This is a genomic window from Nocardia sp. NPDC050413, from assembly GCF_040655475.1.
In the GTDB taxonomy this organism is placed as follows: Bacteria; Actinomycetota; Actinomycetes; order Mycobacteriales; family Mycobacteriaceae; genus Nocardia; species Nocardia coubleae.
In genome coordinates this window covers 18,344-33,394 of record NZ_JBFAJZ010000001.1, presented here as the reverse complement: position 1 = coordinate 33,394, position 15,051 = coordinate 18,344, and the positions used below count along the sequence as shown (strand labels likewise).

Sequence of the window (15,051 nt, the reverse complement as noted above, 5' to 3'; positions counted from 1 at the left end):
GCCCTGTTTGTGTTCGGTGGCCCCGGGTAGACGCCCCGTGGGTCCCAAGGATGGCCCATCGATCACCTGTGGTCGAGCGTTCTGTCCGGAAGGAATGCCATGAGCTTGGCAGACAAGGCGAAGAACAAGGCCGAAGAGTTGGCAGGCAAGGCCAAGGAAGCGACCGGCAAGGCCACCGACGACCGCGATCTGCAGAACGAGGGCCGCGGCGACCAGGCCAAGTCCAACCTGAAGGATGCCGGCGAGAAGGTCAAGGACGCTTTCCGCGACTGATCCGGCTCCCCTTTTCGCACTGTGGCCCCCAGCTGACAAGCGGGGGCCACAGTTGTATTCCTTGACAGGAATATTCTTCATAGTGAATACTTCTGGTCATGGAAGAGATCGCAGCCGCACTCGGCGACAGCGCACGGTGGCGCATCGTCGAACTTCTCGCGCAGCGGCCTCGGTCGGTCGGCGAACTCGCCACCCACACCGGGTTGCGTCAGCCGCAGACGACCAAGCACCTCCAAACGCTCGCCAAGGCGGGTCTCGTCTCGGTGTTCCCGCTGGGGCAGCGGCGGGTCTACGCCGTGGAACCCGGCCCGTTGCGGGAGCTCGACAATCGGTTGCGCGCGATGCTCGCGACCATCGAGGAGCACGCCGACGAGCGGGATGTGGTGGAGCGCTATCTGGCTGCCATCGAAGCCGAAACCGCTGCCGCACAGGATGACCGGTGGGCCGACGGACGCAGCTTCACCTTCGAGCGGACGTTCGGAGTCGCACCCGAGGTGCTGTGGCGGCACTGGGTGGATCCGGATTCACTCGCGGACTGGTGGGTGCCGCCGTCGATGACCGTCACCGACTGCCGGATCGAACCGTTTCCCGGCGGACGGGTGGTACTCGACTACCGCGACGACGACGGCGGGCGTTACCGGTCGGCCGGACGAGTCGTCGAGGCCGACGAACACCACCGCCTCGCCTTCGACCTGTCGGTACTCGACGCGGCAGGCGAGGTCTCCTTCACCGGCCACTACACCCTCAGCTTCGAGCCCGACGGGTCAGGGACCCGGTTCCGGCTCGACCTCGTCGTCGCCGAAACCACGGTGGCGGCAGCTTCTTTCATCGCCGGTATCGAAACCGGCTGGTCCCAGGTCCTCGACAACCTCGACAGGAAAGCCCGATCATGAGCACTCGCCGCGTCACCACCAACATCAGCCTCACCCTCGACGGCCGCTACCACGGACCGGCCGGCCCGGCCGATCTCGGCGCCATCGTCACCTACGCGAGCACCGAAACCGCCCGCGACTACCTCAGCGGAATTCACGCCGACGCCACAACCGCGGTTCTCGGGCGCGGCAACGCCGAAGGATTCCTCGGCTACTGGCCGACTGTCGCCGCCGACGAGAACGCCGACCCGCGCGACCGCGCCTACGCCAAGTGGCTCGTCGACGTGGACAAGGTGGTGCTGTCGAGCACCCTCACCGAATCACCCTGGGAGCGAACGCGCGTCGTGAACGCGCCCGCCGCCGAGGTGATCACCGAATTGAAGAGCTCCGGCACCGGCGACATCCTTGTCAACACCAGCCCGACGATCGTGGCCGATCTGCTCGCCGCCGATCTGATCGACCGTCTGCATCTGATGATCGTTCCCGAGATCGCCGGGGGCGGCGCGCTGTTCTTCACCGACGGGCTGCCGGCTTCCCGGTGGACACTGACCAGCCACACCGCCGGTACATCCGGCGAGCTCGCCCTCGTGTACGACCGCGCACGCTGAACCGACCGCGACCCCGCCCGCTACGGCTGCGGCGCTACGTCACCGAGTGCACTGAGCACGAACTCGTTCACCGGGTCCGTGCGTTCCAGATGGACCAGGTGTCCCGCACCCGGAACCTGCACTACCGCACGGAGATCGGTCACATTGGCGCGCAGCGTGGCCAGCGGGTCGCGGCCGCTGAAACCTTCCATGTCGGGGTCGTTCTCGCCGTAGAGGAAGTAGGTCGGGACGGTGACGGGACGGCCGGACAGCGACTCGGTGAGGTGCCAGTTGCGGTCGAGGTTGCGATACCAGTTGAGGCCGCCGGTGAACCCGGTGCGCTCGAATTCGGTGGCCAGCGTGTCGAATTCGGACTCGCTGAGCCAGGACCACGGCAGGTCGGGGGCTTTCGGCAGGACATCGAGATAGCCGAGCCCCGGTGGGTTCTTCCAGGTATCGAGGTAGTGGTAGTCCCCGGAGAGGGAGTAATAGACCCTGGCCAGGAATTCGCGGGGCCGCTCGGCGAGTTCGGCGTCGGCCCGACCGTGTTCCTGGAAATAGGACAGGTGCAGAAAGTGGCGCTGAGCGGCCTTGGTCCAGAAATCGGACGGTGGGCGGGGCGGGCGCGGTGCGAAGGGATTGTTCAGCACCACTGCGGCCGCCACTCGCTCGGGCGCACGCAACGACAACTCCCACACCAGCTGGGCGCCGAAGTCCAGGCCGACGAAAACCGCCTGCCGGGCACCGATGTCGTCGAGCAGGGCGAGCAGATCGCCGATCACGGCGGCATTCGTGTACGCCTCGACATCGTCGGGCGCCTGCGTGCGTCCGTAGCCGCGCAGATCGGGTGCGATCGCGTGGAAGCCCGCCTCGGCGACGGCCGCGAGCTGGCGGTGCCAGATGTAGCCGGTGTGTGGGAAGCCGTGGCAGAACACCACCGGATACCCCTGTCCCTGCTCGGTCACATGTAACCGGACGTCGCCGGCGTCCAGGAATCGATGCCGAAGTTCCACCAGCGCCTCCAAGAATCTAGAACGTGTTCCTATTTCAAGGTAGTGTCCCGAGGCCATGAGCGGAACACCCAAGATTCTCGGCGGACGGGTCGCGGTAGTGACCGGAGCCAGCCGCGGCATCGGCAAAGGCATTGCCCAGGAACTCGGCGCGGCGGGGGCGACGGTGTACGTCACCGGCCGCACGACCACCGCCGGCAGGCTTCCCGGCACCGTGCACGACACCGCCGCCGAGGTGACCGCCCTCGGCGGGCTCGGCGTGGCGGTGGTCTGCGATCATCGCGACGACGGGGCGGTCGAGGAACTGTTCACGCGGGTGCGCGCCGAACAGGGGCGCCTCGACGTGCTGGTGAACAATGTCTACAACTCCCCCGCCGCCGCCCGCTGGCTCGGCCGCAAATTCTGGGAGGTGCCGCCTGCGGCCTGGGACGAGACCTTCGACATCGGTGTCCGATCCCATTACGCGGCAAGCGTTTTCGCCGCGCCACTGCTGATCGAGTCGAAGGGTTTGATCGTCAATATCTCCTCCCCCGGCTCACAGCGCTACCTGCACAACGCCATATACGGGGTCGCCAAGACCGCCCTCGACAGGCTCACCGCCGACCTCGCCCACGACCTCGACGGCACCGCGACCACCGCGGTATCCCTCTGGCCCGGCATCGTGAATACCGAACTGCTGCAGATGGTTCCCGCCGACGACCAGGGCCGTCGCCTGGTGACCTTGCCCGGCGAGGGAACGTTCGACCTGAACGCCGCCGAGACACCGAGGTTCCCCGGCCGGGCCGTCGTCGCCCTCGCCGCCGACCCCGACCGGCTCGCGCGCACCGGAAAGGCGTGGAAGGTCGCCGATCTGGCCGAGCAGTACGGATTCACCGACGTCGACGGCCGCATTCCCCGCAACGACCCCTAGCCGCAGGGCGCGACCACCGCGTCACTGATCGGCAGCACCGGTCCACGCGCGCAGTTTCTCCGGGTTCCGCATGACCCAGATCCGGCTGATCCGATCGTCGACGATGTCGAACGAGTAGACCGAGATAACCTTTCCGTCGGCCTCGGCGACCAGACCGAGCTGCCCGTTCACCATGCGTTCCACCAGCACCACTGTCGACAACCGGGTGGCGATGTGGATCCACGCCGTCGCGATCTCACTGCTGCCGACCAGCGGCTCCCGGAAAGCGGGAACCAGCCCACCGCTGTCCGCCGTCGCGATCGCGGTCGGGTCGAGCAACCCGACGAGTCCCTCGATATCGCCCGCCTCCCAGGCCCGTTTGAAATTCCGCACCACCTCGGCGCGCGCGGTTTCGGGTGGGCGCGGTGAGGTGTCGATGCGACGGCGGGCGCTCGAGGCAAGCTGACGGCACGCGGCCGGAGTGCGCCCCACCACCTCGGCTATTTCGGCGAAGGAGTAGCGGAACACGTCGTGCAACACGAAGGCCACTCGCTCGGCGGGGGTCATGGACTCGAGCACGACGAGGAAGGCCATGCTGATCGACTCGTCGAGCGTCACCCGGTCGGCGGGGTCGGATGATGCGGTGCCGCCGAAGAAGTCGGAGCGGCCGGGGACGGGTTCCGGAATCCATTCGCCCACATAGCGTTCCCGGCGGGCGCGGGCGGAGCCGAGCAGGTCGAGGCAGATGCGTCCCGCCACCGTCGTCAGCCAGGCGCCGGGCGTGGTCACCTCGGCGCGGCGCTGTTCGCTCATCGCGTACCAGCGCGCATAGGTCTCCTGCACCACGTCCTCGGCCTCGGCCAGCGATCCGAGCAACCGGTAAGCCAGATTGAGCAACTGGCGGCGCTCACTCATCACCTCGGACAGGTGGGGGTCGGTCATGATCGGCTCCTCGCGGTCGGTTCCCTCACCATGACCGACGAAACAGCGCCCCGATCTGTGAGGGCCTGACATTTCCGGCGTCCACGTCGTCGGAAGGGCATGATCAGAATCGGCATCATTCTCGGCAGCACCCGATCCAACCGCAACGGAGCCCAGGTCGCCCAGTGGGTGCTGGATGCGGCGTCGCGACGCGGCGACGCCGAATTCGCGCTCGTCGACCTGCGCGACCACCCGCTCCCACACTTCGACGAGACCTCGCCCCCGATGTTCGGCCCGTCGGAGAACGAACACACCCGCGCCTGGGCTGCCCGGATCGCGCCGTTCGACGGGTTCGTCATCGTCACCCCCGAGTACAACGGCGGCGTCCCCGGTGTCCTGAAGAACGCCCTCGACCACGCCTTCGCGGAATGGACCGACAAGGCCGTCGCCTTCGTCGGGTACGGCGTCAACGGCGGCGCCCGCTCGGTGGTGCAGTTGCGCACCGTGTGCGGGACGCTGGGGATGGCCGACATCGGCCATTCGGTCTCGATCGGCGTACTCACCGATTTCGAGAACGCCACCACCTTCGTCGCGCGCGAGCACCACGACCTCGCGTTGCGCAAGACGCTGGACCAGCTCGTCGCGTGGACGACAGCCTTGGCACCGCTGCGGCGGCCGGTCGACGAAACCGCCGAGATCCGCGCGCAGATCGACCGGCTGGTCGAGTGCCTGCGGAACAAGGACCTCGACGGCATCGGCGCGCTCTACACCGACGACGCTGTCTCGTTCGATATCGAGCCGCCCCTGCAACACCGGGGCAGAGCGGCGAAGCTGGAGAACTGGGCGCGAGTGTTCCAGGTGTTCGACACGCTGAGCTACGAGTTCCGTGACCTGACCTTCACGACCGGCACCGACGTGGCCTACGGGCACGGCTTCGGCAGGCTGCGCGGCACACTGCGCGACGGCGCTGTCACCGACGGCATGTGGGTGCGCGCGACGCTGTGCCTGCGCAAGGTGCGTGGCAGCTGGTCGATCGCCCACGACCAGGTCTCGGTGCCGCTCGATATCCCGAGCGGCAAGGCGCTCACCGACCTGGAGCCCTGACGGTCAGCCCCCGGCCGTGGTGGCACGGCTCCTACCGACAGCCAGGTCCGACAGCCGGTCGAGGGTTTCGCGGTTGCGTGGGGTCAGCAGCAACTCCTGCGCGGCGCGTGGGACGAGCTTGCCCGGCCCACGCACAGCCAGTTCCCCCATCCGCACCTCGGTGGTGGCCGGGGCGACCTCGCGTAGCTCGAAGCGGATGACGGCCGCGCCCATCGGCCACAGCCGCGCGTCGAGTTCCAGGGAGTGCGGTGCGTCCGATGCCCGCACCTCGGTGGTGTCCTCGATCACGAGCGGCCACGGCCCCACGCTGTGATGGATGCGGGTGCCGACCGCGGGCCAGCCCTTGTCGACGCGTCGGATGTGCGAGGCGCCCACCACCCAGCCCGAATACGACCACCCGTCGGCGAGCACGGCGAAGACGTCGTCCACTCGGGCGGGCACGGTGAGTTGCACCCAGATCATGTCGTCGTGCACGGCTCCTCCTACACGCTGTCGACGAGGGCGTCGTGCCCGGCGCGGCGGGCACAGTTGGCGCAGCAGAATACGGTCTGTCCGGCCTCGACCCCGTGGCCGAGAACCCGGCAGCCGCAGTGTGCGCAGTCGGGCGCCAGCTTCGACGCCGCGCATTCGATGCTGTCGAATGTCCAGCTCTGCCCGTCGCGGCTCACGGTGAACGCGCGCGCGTAGTCGTTGCCACACGTCTCACAGACGGCCATGCTTCACCTCTTTCGGATCGGTGGACAGCGGGCGTTTACCCGGTGCGGCCGAACCGAACCGACCTTTTGGTTGAAATCCTGCGGAACGGATATTCGCCCATCACAGAGCTCATTGCCCGAACCGGTGAAGGTGAGTGGTCGACATGTCCGCAAGCAGGTCGAACAAGGCGACGATGCCGTCGGACATCACCGACCACAAAACCTTCTTCGACCGTTTCGCCACGGCGGCAAGCAATTTCGCGTCCAAGGCGTGGTTCTTCACCGCCTGTCTCGCGCTGGTCCTGATCTGGGCGCCCTCGGTGTTCCTGTTCCCCAGCATCGACACCTGGCAGCTGGTGATCAACACGGTGACGACCATCGTCACCTTCCTGCTCGTGGCGCTGCTGCAGAACACCCAGGCTCGCAACGACGACGCCGCCCAGCACAAGCTGAACGCGCTCGCCGCGGGTCTCGCCGCGCTGATGGGTGAGCTGAGCAACGAGTATCCGGCCCTGGCCAGGGAGCGCGAGGAACTGACCGACGCCGTGGGACTGGAAGATCGCGAGAGCAGCGAATGATTCAGTCCGTCTCCGACCCCTTCCGATAGACGAGCGGCTGGATGACCCACAGCCCGAGGAAGGTGATCGAAGCCACCACCCCGGCGATGATGCCCGCCGCCGTCCCGGCCACCACATCGAAGATCAGCACCGCGATGCCGGTGAGCGCGACCCCGAGCAGGGCGATACCGGCCAGCGCGAGCCGGTGCGCGCCGGTGACCAGGGCATCGAGCCGGTGCCTGCGGAACAACAGCCGATGCAGCGCCACCGGGGCGACCAGCAGGGCGGTCGCGGCGATCGACGCGGTGACCACGACGAGGTACACCACCCGCAATTCCGTGCTGAGGGCGTCGAAATGGGACTGGAACGGCAAGGTCAGCAAGATGCCGGTGAGCACCTGCACACCGGTCTGCAGCACCCGCAGTTCCTGCAGCAAGGAGGCCCAATTGCGGTCGAGACGCTGAATGGTGTTCTCGCCACGCACCCGTCGATTCCAGTCGGTGTCATCGCCGTCCATCACCGCTCCTCGTCGCCCGGGCCGACGCCCTCCTCGAGCGCATACCCGGCGCACACCGCCCGAATCCGCCACCGACCGGCGTACCCGTGATTGAGCGGCGCGCGGCCGGGTAGTGCGACGGTGTGGTCGAGACCGACGGCCACATGCCAGAAGACCAGACGACACGAGGAGGGCATCCATGCCTGACCCGAACAACCCTGGACAGTTCGGCAACCGAAACGACACCCAGGAGCAGGCGGCCCGAGGCGGCCACGCCAGCAGCGGCAGCTTCGGCGATCGCAATTCCGCCGACCCCCGCGAGGCAGGCCGCAAGGGTGCCCAGGCGCAGCCCACCGAGGCCAAGCGCGAGGGCGGTCAGCACAGCCACGGCGGCCGCTGACCCCCTGCTACCGACCCCGGGCCTGGCACGATGCCGGGCCCGGGGTGTCCCCGGCGAAAGGTGGTGGCCTGATGACCGCCGAGATCTCGGACCTGCTGCAGACGCTGACCCGTGTGGTCAACACCCTGCACGACAACGGCATTCGCTTCGCGGTGGCCGGTGGCTGCGCGGTGTACGCGCACGGCGGTCCGGCCAGCGATCACGATGTGGACATCTTCCTCCGCGCCGAGGACGCTTATGCCGCCCGGGACGCGTTGGCGGCCAAGGGCTTACGGCCCGTCGATCCACCGGAGAACTGGCTGACCAAGGTCTACGACGGCGAGATCCTCGTCGACCTGATCTTCCGCACGAACCATCGCACCGTCGACGACGAGCTGCTCGACCGCGCCGAGTCGATGTCGGTCGGCCCGGCGACCGCACCGGTGCTGCCCGCCACCGACGTGCTGGTCGACAAACTCATGGTGCTCGACGCGCACCGTCTCGATTTCACCCGCCTGCTCGAGGTCGCCCGCGCCCTGCGCGAGCAGATCGACTGGGCCCAGGTGTACCGAGACACGGCCCGATCACCTTACGCGCGGGCATTTCTCGGACTGCTCGACGACCTCGGCGTCTACCACGTGCCACCCGCGCCTGCCGCCGAGCCACCGCAGTACGTGGTCGCCAACCTGCGCCGCGCCTTCGCCGAGGATCCACGGACCGCGACGATGAGTGTGCACGTGACGCTGCGCTCCGATGTCGTCGTACTCACCGGCGAGGTCGCCGACGAACAGAGCAGGCAGGCACTGGAGGCCGTGCTGCACGAGCGGATCGGTGACCTGCGGGTCCACAACGACGTGCGGGTGCGCAGACCCGCCGAACCGGCCGAACCGGAAGTGCTGAGGTGAGCGGGATGCGAATAGCGGCGGTAGGCGATGTGCATCTCGGCGCGGATTCGCGTGGTCGATGCAGGCCGGTGTTCGAACGGCTGCCCGAGCACGCGGATGTGTTGCTGCTCGCCGGTGACCTCACCCGCCTGGGCACCATCGAAGAGGCGGAGGTGGTGGCGAGCGAGTTCGGCGATCTCGACGTCCCGGTCGTGGCGGTGCTCGGCAATCACGACTATCACAGCGACCGCGAGCAGGAGATGAGCGCGCTGCTGTCCGCGCACGGCATCACCGTGCTCGAGGGCACCTCGACGGTGCTCACCATCGGTGAACGCACGCTCGGCATCGCCGGAACCAAGGGTTTCGGCGGCGGGTTCGCCGGCAAGTGCGCGAGCGCCTTCGGCGAACCGCAGATGCGCGAGTTCGCGACCCACACAGTCGAGCTCGCCGAGCAGCTCCACACGGCGCTGAGCAGGCTCGACACCGATGTGACCATCGCGCTCACCCACTACTCGCCCGTGTCGGACACCCTGCACGGCGAGCCGCCGGAGATCTACCCGTTTCTGGGCTCCTACCTGCTCGGGGAGGCGATCGATGCGTGCGGCGCCGACCTGGCGGTCCACGGTCACGCCCACGCGGGCACCGAACGCGGCACCACCCCGGGCGGAATCCGGGTGCGCAATGTCGCGCAGCCGGTGATCGGTACCGAATACGCCGTCTACGACCTGGCGCCCGCCACGTCGTCGGCATACATCTGAAGGAGGATTCTCATGGTTTCGCAGGACACCATCGCCCAGCTACGCCAGGACATCACCACGGCCGCCGACGCGGGCGACGAGGCGACGGCGCAGCGTCTGCGCCGGGAACTGTCGGAGGCACTCGCGGCGGCGGGCCGAGACGATCAGGACGACCCGGCCGGTCCGTGACCGCGCTGCGACCGGACGGTCGCCGCACTCCAGACCACCAGCCAACCCGACGCCGCCATGTAGAGGGCATAGGCGGAAATGACCAGTTCGGGCCCATAGTTGGCGAACCAGTCGCCGAGGCGAAGCAGCGCGATCAGACCGAGGCCGACCAGGAACATGCCGAGCACGAGGCTCGGGATCGCCAGCGGGGCGATGGCGTCGTCGGTGACGCGGCGGTCACGCCTGGTAACTGACAGGTTGCTGTTCGATTCGAAGTAGATGCTGCTCATAGTCACGAGCTCCCTTCCGGACGGCCGTCCCGACACAGCCGGTAGGTCAAACCACGCAGGTGGCGCACGCAGTGATCACAAACGGTTAACGTTCAGCAATATCGAGCGTGCCAGGTCTAACCGGAGGATAACAGATCATGTGATCTGGGTCACATCGAATAAGTGTTCGACACGAAGCGGTAACGGTTGTTACATTTCCCAGGAATAGGCGTTCGAACTGGAATAGTCCGACAATTCTGGACAATTGCCCAGTAAGCCGACAATGGTGTGATTTATAGAACCGTTATAGCCACTGAGGTGCGTAAACGCGCCTCGAGACTGACATCGGAGCGGTTTGTGACCGGACCGAGTCGGCGCCACCCGAATCGGCGCCCATTTCGTGTCGTGCACACGCGCGCGACATACGGGTGCGTTCGAGTGTTTGAACGGCGCACGTTCGGCTATCGTCCATCCAGTTTCTTTTCGATGCTGCTGGATCGTTCGTGTCGCTTCGCCGAATCATGTGCCGCGTGAGGATCCACGCCTCGTGATTCGGTGACCCTCTCAAACGAAGGACGCCGGTCACCATGCCCGCACCCGTTATCCTCGACGGCCGCATCGTACGGCTGGAACCCCTTGCACCCCACCACGTTCCCGGTCTGGCAGCGGCCGCGCAGGCGCTTCGCGGCCAACCGGGGTTCACCGTTGTCCCGCACGGTGAACAGGAAGCGCGCACGTATGTCTTCCAGGCCGAGGCCGCCCAGCTGGCGGGTTCGGCGCTGGCCTTCGCCATCGTCATGATCGGTGACGAATGCGTGGTCGGCGCCACCCGCTTCACCCGCCTCGACTACTGGCAGGGTCCGCTCACCTGGCCGCTGTCGGCCGAACCGGTCACCGCCTCCCCCGGCGGCGCGATTCCCGACGCCGTGGAGATCGGCAACACCTGGCTCACCCCCGCCGTGCGCGGCGGCCAGGTGAATCTCGACTCCAAGCTGCTGTTGCTCACCCACGCCTTCGACACGTGGCGGGTGCGGCGGGTGACCCTGCGCGCCGACGCCCGCAACCTGCGCTCCCGGGCGGCCATCGAACGGCTCGGCGCGGTCAGCGACGGTGTCCGCCGGGCGCATTCCCGTGGCCTCGACGGCGAGGTGCGCGACACCGCGTTCTATTCGATCCTGCGCGACGAATGGCCGGGGGTGCGCGAGCGGATCATGGAACAACTGGCCGCTCGCGCCACGCAACGGCGGGCGCCGCTCATCCCGGCCACCGCCGAGGCGCTGCGCGCCCTCACCGCCTCGATCGGCTGAACCGGGTCAGCGTCCCGTTCCGCCGTGCACGACGGCCACCTCGGCCCCGCCGAGGTCGAAGGCGCGGTGCAGGATGCGCACCGCCTCGTCGAGTTCGGTGTCGCGGACCAGCACGGAGATGCGGATCTCGGAGGTGGCGATCAGGTCGAGATTGATGCCCGCCGCCGCCAGTGCCTCACAGAAAGTCGCGGTGACACCGGGGTTGTTGCGCATGCCCGCACCGATGAGCGACACCTTGCCGACGCGATCGTCGTAGCGCACATCGGTGAAGCCGATCTCGGCGCGACGCGAGCGCAACAGCGCGACCGCGCGGTCGCCGTCGGCGGCGGGCAGGGTGAAGGTGATGTCGGTGCGGCCGGTTCCGGTGTTCTGCACGACCATGTCGATGCCAACCTCGGCATCGGCCACGGCCCGGAACACCTGCGCGGCGTAGCCGGGTTCGTCGGGCACACCGACCACGGTCACCTTGGCCTCGTTGCGGTCGTGCGCGACGCCGGTGAGCACGGCCTGATCTGCGGGGATGTCGGCCATCGAACCGAACACGGTGGTGCCGACGGTGTCGGTGTAGGACGAGCGCACGTGCACCGGGACCTGATAGCGGCGGGCGTACTCGACGCAGCGCAGCATGAGCACCTTGGAACCGCACGCCGCCATCTCGAGCATCTCCTCGTAGGAGACCTGGTCGAGTTTCTGGGCGTCGCCGACGATGCGCGGGTCGGCGGTGAACACGCCGTCGACATCGGTGTAGATCTCGCACACGTCGGCGTGCAGCGCGGCGGCCAAGGCGACGGCGGTGGTGTCGGAACCACCGCGACCCAGTGTGGTGACGTCGCGGCTGTCCTGGCTCACGCCCTGGAAGCCGGCGACCAGCACGATCTCGCCGTCGTCGAGGGCGCGCCGCACCCGGCCGGGATCGACCTCGATGATCTTGGCGTTGCCGTGCGCGCCCGTGGTGATCACCCCGGCCTGTGAACCGGTGAGCGAACGCGCCTCCGCGCCGAGGGAATGAATGGCCATGGCCACCAACGCGTTCGAGATCCGCTCACCCGAGGTGAGCAGCATGTCCATCTCCCTCGGCGGCGGTGCCGGTGCCACCTGACCCGCCAGATCCAGCAATTCGTCGGTGGTGTCGCCCATCGCCGAGCACACGACGACCACGTCGTTGCCCTGCTTCTTGGTCTCCACGATCCGCTCGGCGACCCGGCGGATGCGCTCCGCGGTCGCGACCGACGAGCCACCGAATTTCTGTACAACCAGGGCCATCCCGCTGTCCTCTCCCTGCTCGCCCGCGAGGTACTCGCGGGTAACTCCCGTCGAGTATCCCGGCAATCCGGGCGTGGCTGGGCGGTTTGTGACGCGAAAAGTGGTGCCGCCGTGCCGTTTCTGACGGGATACTGACCGCATGGGGGTGGCGCGAGTGCGTCGGCTCCGATGTTCGGCGGTTCTCGGCGTTAGGCGAATTCGGATGACTACTCGGCACTTTCGTTCCCGTTCGTTGCGTGTCGCGGTGCTCGGCACCGGGGCGCAGGCCGGGGAGGTGGTGCGGATCATCGCCGAATCCGGGGACGAGCTGAGCGCACGAGCCGGGGCGCGATTGACCCTCGACACGGCCGCGGCCGACCTCGTCGTCGACACCACCGCGACCGCCGAGAGCCTGGGCCCCGTCCTCGACGCGTTGCGGGCGGGCCGGTCGGTGGTCACCGCGAATACCGCGCTCATCGCCTCGCACGGTGCCGAATTGATGTCGGCCGCCGAGGAATTCGGGGCGGATCTGTGTTTCGAGGCCGCCGTGGCGGGCGGGGTGCCTGTGGTCCGGCCACTCACGCAGTCGCTGTCGGGCGATCGCGTGCGCGAGGTGCTCGGCGTCTTCGCCGCCGCCGACGCGCACGCGGCGGCGATCCTCGCCACGTTGGCCTTCCATACCCGGGTGGAGGTCACCGACGTGCATTTCGAGGAGTTCGGGGTGGCTCCGGCACACGACCTGGCGGCTGCCGACGCGTTGTCGTTGCGGTTGCGTCAGCTGACCGTGTGCACCCGTATCAGTGAGCCCGAAGACGGTGGCAAGGAATGGATCTCGGTACGGGTGCATCCCGCACTGCTGCCCGCCGCGCACCCGCTGGCCAAGGTGGAGGCGCCGTTCAGCGCGGTGACGGTGGACGCCGAGGGCGCCGGGCGACTGATGTTCTCCGGTCGTGACGCGACGCGGGCCACCGCCTCGGCACTGCTCGGTGATCTGGTGAGCGCGGCGCGCAACCGCGTGAACGGTGGCCGGACACCACGGGCCTCGTACTACGCCGAGCTACCGGTCGCGCCGTTCGGCGACATTCCCACCCGCTACTACCTGAACCTGCGCGTCACCGATCACGCGGGCGCGCTCGCACAGGTCGCCTCGATCTTCGCCGACCACGGGGTGAGCATCGAGCGCGTGCGTCAGGAACACCACGGCGACGACGCCCACCTCATCGTCCTCACCCACCGCGCCCGCGAATCAGCGCTGGCCGACACGGTCGACGCCCTCACCGACGCCACCTGTGTGAGCGCGGTGCTCACCAGGTGGCGGGTGGAAGGTGCGCCGGTCACAGGCTGAACGCCACCGCCCGCAGGATCAGCACGGCGATGAACACCACGGTGAAAGCGAGGTCGATGGAGACCTCGCCCAGCCGAACCGGCTTGAGCACCTTGCGCACCGGCGCGATCACCGGTTCTGTCGACGCATGGGTCACCGACCGGACCTTCCCCACCCACGGCGACCGATTGCCGAGCGTGTCGAGCCAGTCGACCACCATCCGCGCGATCAACAGCACCAAGAACACCGTCAGTACCCACCCGAGCAGGGTTCCGATGAGACTCATGACGCACTCCTTCCGGAGGCCACCGTCGACCTCTTACCGAAACAACGCCTCAGCCGCCCCGAAGGTGTCCACTATGCACCGTTCTCAGCGGATTATCAGTCCGGACAGGTCAGTTATTCGGCGTGGCGCGCGTCGGTGTGTTCGTAGCGGCGGGCGAAGTCCAGGATGCGCGCGGTCACCTGCCGGGAAATCTGATAGAAGAGCCCGTGCCCCACACCGGGGAAGATCTCGACCTCGCACGTGGGCAGGTTGTCGCGCACGCGTTGTTCGGCCAGTTGCGGATCGACCACCAACGACTCCGACCCGAGCAGCATCAGGGTCGGTGTCGTGATCGTCGCGAGTCGCTCGTCGGTGAACATCTTCGGATAGCCGATCGTCGGGACATACCCGAGAGCCGCCTTCACACCGGCGAATTCGGCGTCGGTCAGGGTGACGCCCGGGTTGAGCCGTGCGTTCATCGCGCGCAGGTTCTTGTCCGTCGGCCGGGCACCGACCCGGAGCATCATCCACAGCAGGCTCCATTTGATCTTCGTCAAGGTGCCGCTCGGTTCCACGACATTCAGGCTCGCCAGCCGCGCCTGCTGAGTGGTCGCGACAGCCATCGCCTGCCATGCACCCTGCGAATAGCCGACCAGATGCACCCGGTCGACGCCGAGTCCGTCGAGCACCTCGCCCAGCCACGCACCGAACTTCGTCTCATCGATCGGCGCGGTCTGCACACTGAGCCCCGGTGCCCCGATCATCTCCGGCGCGTACACCACGTGATCGCGGGCGAAGTCCTCGACCACGTGGCTCCACATCAGGCTGTTCCCGCCGAGCGAGTGCATCAGCACGAACGGAATGCCCTGCCCCGCACCGGATTTGCGGACCTTCGTCATCCCGAAGGAGGTGGGGATGTCGAGCATTTCCGACGGCACGGGCCACTGCTTCTCCAGCTCCCGATAGGTCCGCAGATATTCCTCCCGCGCGGCATCGTTCTTGAATCGCCCGATCTTGGCCATGACCACCCCTGCTTCCTCGTTGATGATATAAACGTACCACATAGATGGTA

General features: G+C 67.5%; 22 protein-coding genes. 12 read left to right on the top strand and 10 right to left on the bottom strand.

Annotated elements, in window-relative coordinates; all coding sequences use genetic code 11:
• Nucleotides 1-99: 99 nt before the first annotated feature.
• The 3 genes from AB0I19_RS00200 to AB0I19_RS00190 all read left to right on the top strand — a co-directional run bounded on the left by AB0I19_RS00200 (nt 100) and on the right by AB0I19_RS00190 (nt 1,753).
• Nucleotides 100-273, top strand: coding sequence for a CsbD family protein (locus AB0I19_RS00200; protein WP_067494014.1), 174 nt, complete (start codon nt 100-102; stop codon nt 271-273).
• 98 nt (nt 274-371) lie between these two features.
• The gene (locus tag AB0I19_RS00195) at nt 372-1,166 is read left to right on the top strand and encodes a metalloregulator ArsR/SmtB family transcription factor (protein WP_357142848.1); all 795 of its coding nucleotides are present in this window, start codon (nt 372-374) and stop codon (nt 1,164-1,166) included.
• Nucleotides 1,163-1,753 carry a dihydrofolate reductase family protein gene (locus tag AB0I19_RS00190; RefSeq protein WP_357142846.1) on the top strand — a complete coding sequence of 197 codons (591 nt, stop codon included), beginning with the start codon at nt 1,163-1,165 and terminating at the stop codon, nt 1,751-1,753. Before AB0I19_RS00195 ends, AB0I19_RS00190 begins: the two co-directional genes overlap by 4 nt.
• A gap of 20 nt (nt 1,754-1,773) precedes the next feature.
• On the opposite strand, the gene AB0I19_RS00185 is transcribed toward AB0I19_RS00190, so the two are convergent.
• Nucleotides 1,774-2,745 carry an alpha/beta hydrolase gene (locus tag AB0I19_RS00185; RefSeq protein ID WP_357142844.1) on the bottom strand — a complete coding sequence of 324 codons (972 nt, stop codon included), beginning with the start codon at nt 2,743-2,745 and terminating at the stop codon, nt 1,774-1,776.
• A 55-nt stretch (nt 2,746-2,800) separates the two neighbouring features.
• On the opposite strand from AB0I19_RS00185, the gene AB0I19_RS00180 reads away from it, so the two are divergent.
• Nucleotides 2,801-3,652 carry an SDR family NAD(P)-dependent oxidoreductase gene (locus AB0I19_RS00180; RefSeq protein WP_357142842.1) on the top strand — a complete coding sequence of 284 codons (852 nt, stop codon included), beginning with the start codon at nt 2,801-2,803 and terminating at the stop codon, nt 3,650-3,652.
• 21 nt (nt 3,653-3,673) lie between these two features.
• Here the strand turns inward: AB0I19_RS00180 and sigJ are convergent, their stop codons facing one another.
• Nucleotides 3,674-4,573 (bottom strand): RNA polymerase sigma factor SigJ, encoded by a 900-nt coding sequence (gene sigJ, locus AB0I19_RS00175; RefSeq protein WP_357142840.1) that lies wholly within the window; start codon nt 4,571-4,573, stop codon nt 3,674-3,676.
• A 99-nt stretch (nt 4,574-4,672) separates the two neighbouring features.
• On the opposite strand from sigJ, the gene AB0I19_RS00170 reads away from it, so the two are divergent.
• Complete coding sequence (locus AB0I19_RS00170) at nt 4,673-5,656, top strand: NAD(P)H-dependent oxidoreductase (protein WP_357142838.1); 984 nt, start codon at nt 4,673-4,675, stop codon at nt 5,654-5,656.
• A 3-nt stretch (nt 5,657-5,659) separates the two neighbouring features.
• Here the strand turns inward: AB0I19_RS00170 and AB0I19_RS00165 are convergent, their stop codons facing one another.
• Nucleotides 5,660-6,130: an SRPBCC family protein gene (locus AB0I19_RS00165; protein WP_357142836.1), complete on the bottom strand. Its 471-nt coding sequence runs from the start codon at nt 6,128-6,130 to the stop codon at nt 5,660-5,662.
• Nucleotides 6,131-6,138: 8 nt separating this feature from the next.
• Nucleotides 6,139-6,372, bottom strand: a complete 234-nt coding sequence (locus tag AB0I19_RS00160; protein ID WP_067493989.1) for a hypothetical protein — start codon at nt 6,370-6,372, stop codon at nt 6,139-6,141.
• A 143-nt stretch (nt 6,373-6,515) separates the two neighbouring features.
• Between AB0I19_RS00160 and AB0I19_RS00155 the strand changes: the two genes are divergently transcribed.
• The gene (locus tag AB0I19_RS00155; RefSeq protein WP_357142834.1) at nt 6,516-6,929 is read left to right on the top strand and encodes a low affinity iron permease family protein; all 414 of its coding nucleotides are present in this window, start codon (nt 6,516-6,518) and stop codon (nt 6,927-6,929) included.
• Between the two features lies 1 nt (nt 6,930).
• Here the strand turns inward: AB0I19_RS00155 and AB0I19_RS00150 are convergent, their stop codons facing one another.
• On the bottom strand, nt 6,931-7,425 hold the full coding sequence (locus tag AB0I19_RS00150; RefSeq protein WP_357142832.1) for a DUF6328 family protein: 495 nt from the start codon (nt 7,423-7,425) through the stop codon (nt 6,931-6,933).
• Nucleotides 7,425-7,601, bottom strand: a complete 177-nt coding sequence (locus AB0I19_RS00145; protein WP_357142830.1) for a hypothetical protein — start codon at nt 7,599-7,601, stop codon at nt 7,425-7,427. The genes AB0I19_RS00150 and AB0I19_RS00145 overlap by 1 nt, the downstream gene beginning before the upstream one ends.
• Before the next feature lie 2 nt (nt 7,602-7,603).
• Between AB0I19_RS00145 and AB0I19_RS00140 the strand changes: the two genes are divergently transcribed.
• The 4 genes from AB0I19_RS00140 to AB0I19_RS00125 all read left to right on the top strand — a co-directional run bounded on the left by AB0I19_RS00140 (nt 7,604) and on the right by AB0I19_RS00125 (nt 9,593).
• Entirely contained in the window at nt 7,604-7,804 is a 201-nt protein-coding gene (locus AB0I19_RS00140) for a hypothetical protein (protein WP_067493983.1), read from the top strand.
• 71 nt (nt 7,805-7,875) lie between these two features.
• Entirely contained in the window at nt 7,876-8,688 is an 813-nt protein-coding gene (locus AB0I19_RS00135; RefSeq protein ID WP_357142828.1) for a nucleotidyltransferase, read from the top strand.
• 5 nt (nt 8,689-8,693) lie between these two features.
• Complete coding sequence (locus tag AB0I19_RS00130) at nt 8,694-9,425, top strand: metallophosphoesterase (RefSeq protein WP_357142826.1); 732 nt, start codon at nt 8,694-8,696, stop codon at nt 9,423-9,425.
• Between the two features lie 12 nt (nt 9,426-9,437).
• Entirely contained in the window at nt 9,438-9,593 is a 156-nt protein-coding gene (locus AB0I19_RS00125) for a hypothetical protein (protein WP_157104676.1), read from the top strand.
• Here AB0I19_RS00125 and AB0I19_RS00120 read toward each other — a convergent pair.
• Nucleotides 9,569-9,862 (bottom strand): hypothetical protein, encoded by a 294-nt coding sequence (locus tag AB0I19_RS00120; RefSeq protein WP_357142824.1) that lies wholly within the window; start codon nt 9,860-9,862, stop codon nt 9,569-9,571. The genes AB0I19_RS00125 and AB0I19_RS00120 overlap by 25 nt on opposite strands.
• 566 nt (nt 9,863-10,428) lie before the next feature.
• Between AB0I19_RS00120 and AB0I19_RS00115 the strand changes: the two genes are divergently transcribed.
• Complete coding sequence (locus AB0I19_RS00115) at nt 10,429-11,148, top strand: GNAT family protein (protein ID WP_357142822.1); 720 nt, start codon at nt 10,429-10,431, stop codon at nt 11,146-11,148.
• A gap of 6 nt (nt 11,149-11,154) precedes the next feature.
• On the opposite strand, the gene AB0I19_RS00110 is transcribed toward AB0I19_RS00115, so the two are convergent.
• Nucleotides 11,155-12,411 carry an aspartate kinase gene (locus AB0I19_RS00110; RefSeq protein WP_357142820.1) on the bottom strand — a complete coding sequence of 419 codons (1,257 nt, stop codon included), beginning with the start codon at nt 12,409-12,411 and terminating at the stop codon, nt 11,155-11,157.
• A gap of 202 nt (nt 12,412-12,613) precedes the next feature.
• Here AB0I19_RS00110 and AB0I19_RS00105 point away from each other — a divergent pair, with 202 nt between their 5' ends.
• Nucleotides 12,614-13,735 (top strand): ACT domain-containing protein, encoded by a 1,122-nt coding sequence (locus AB0I19_RS00105; protein WP_357142818.1) that lies wholly within the window; start codon nt 12,614-12,616, stop codon nt 13,733-13,735.
• Here the strand turns inward: AB0I19_RS00105 and AB0I19_RS00100 are convergent.
• Together AB0I19_RS00100 and AB0I19_RS00095 are read right to left on the bottom strand one after the other, a co-directional pair.
• Complete coding sequence (locus AB0I19_RS00100; protein WP_357142816.1) at nt 13,725-14,000, bottom strand: YggT family protein; 276 nt, start codon at nt 13,998-14,000, stop codon at nt 13,725-13,727. The genes AB0I19_RS00105 and AB0I19_RS00100 overlap by 11 nt on opposite strands.
• A 113-nt stretch (nt 14,001-14,113) precedes the next feature.
• Nucleotides 14,114-15,043 carry an alpha/beta hydrolase gene (locus tag AB0I19_RS00095; protein WP_357142814.1) on the bottom strand — a complete coding sequence of 310 codons (930 nt, stop codon included), beginning with the start codon at nt 15,041-15,043 and terminating at the stop codon, nt 14,114-14,116.
• Nucleotides 15,044-15,051: the final 8 nt, after the last annotated feature.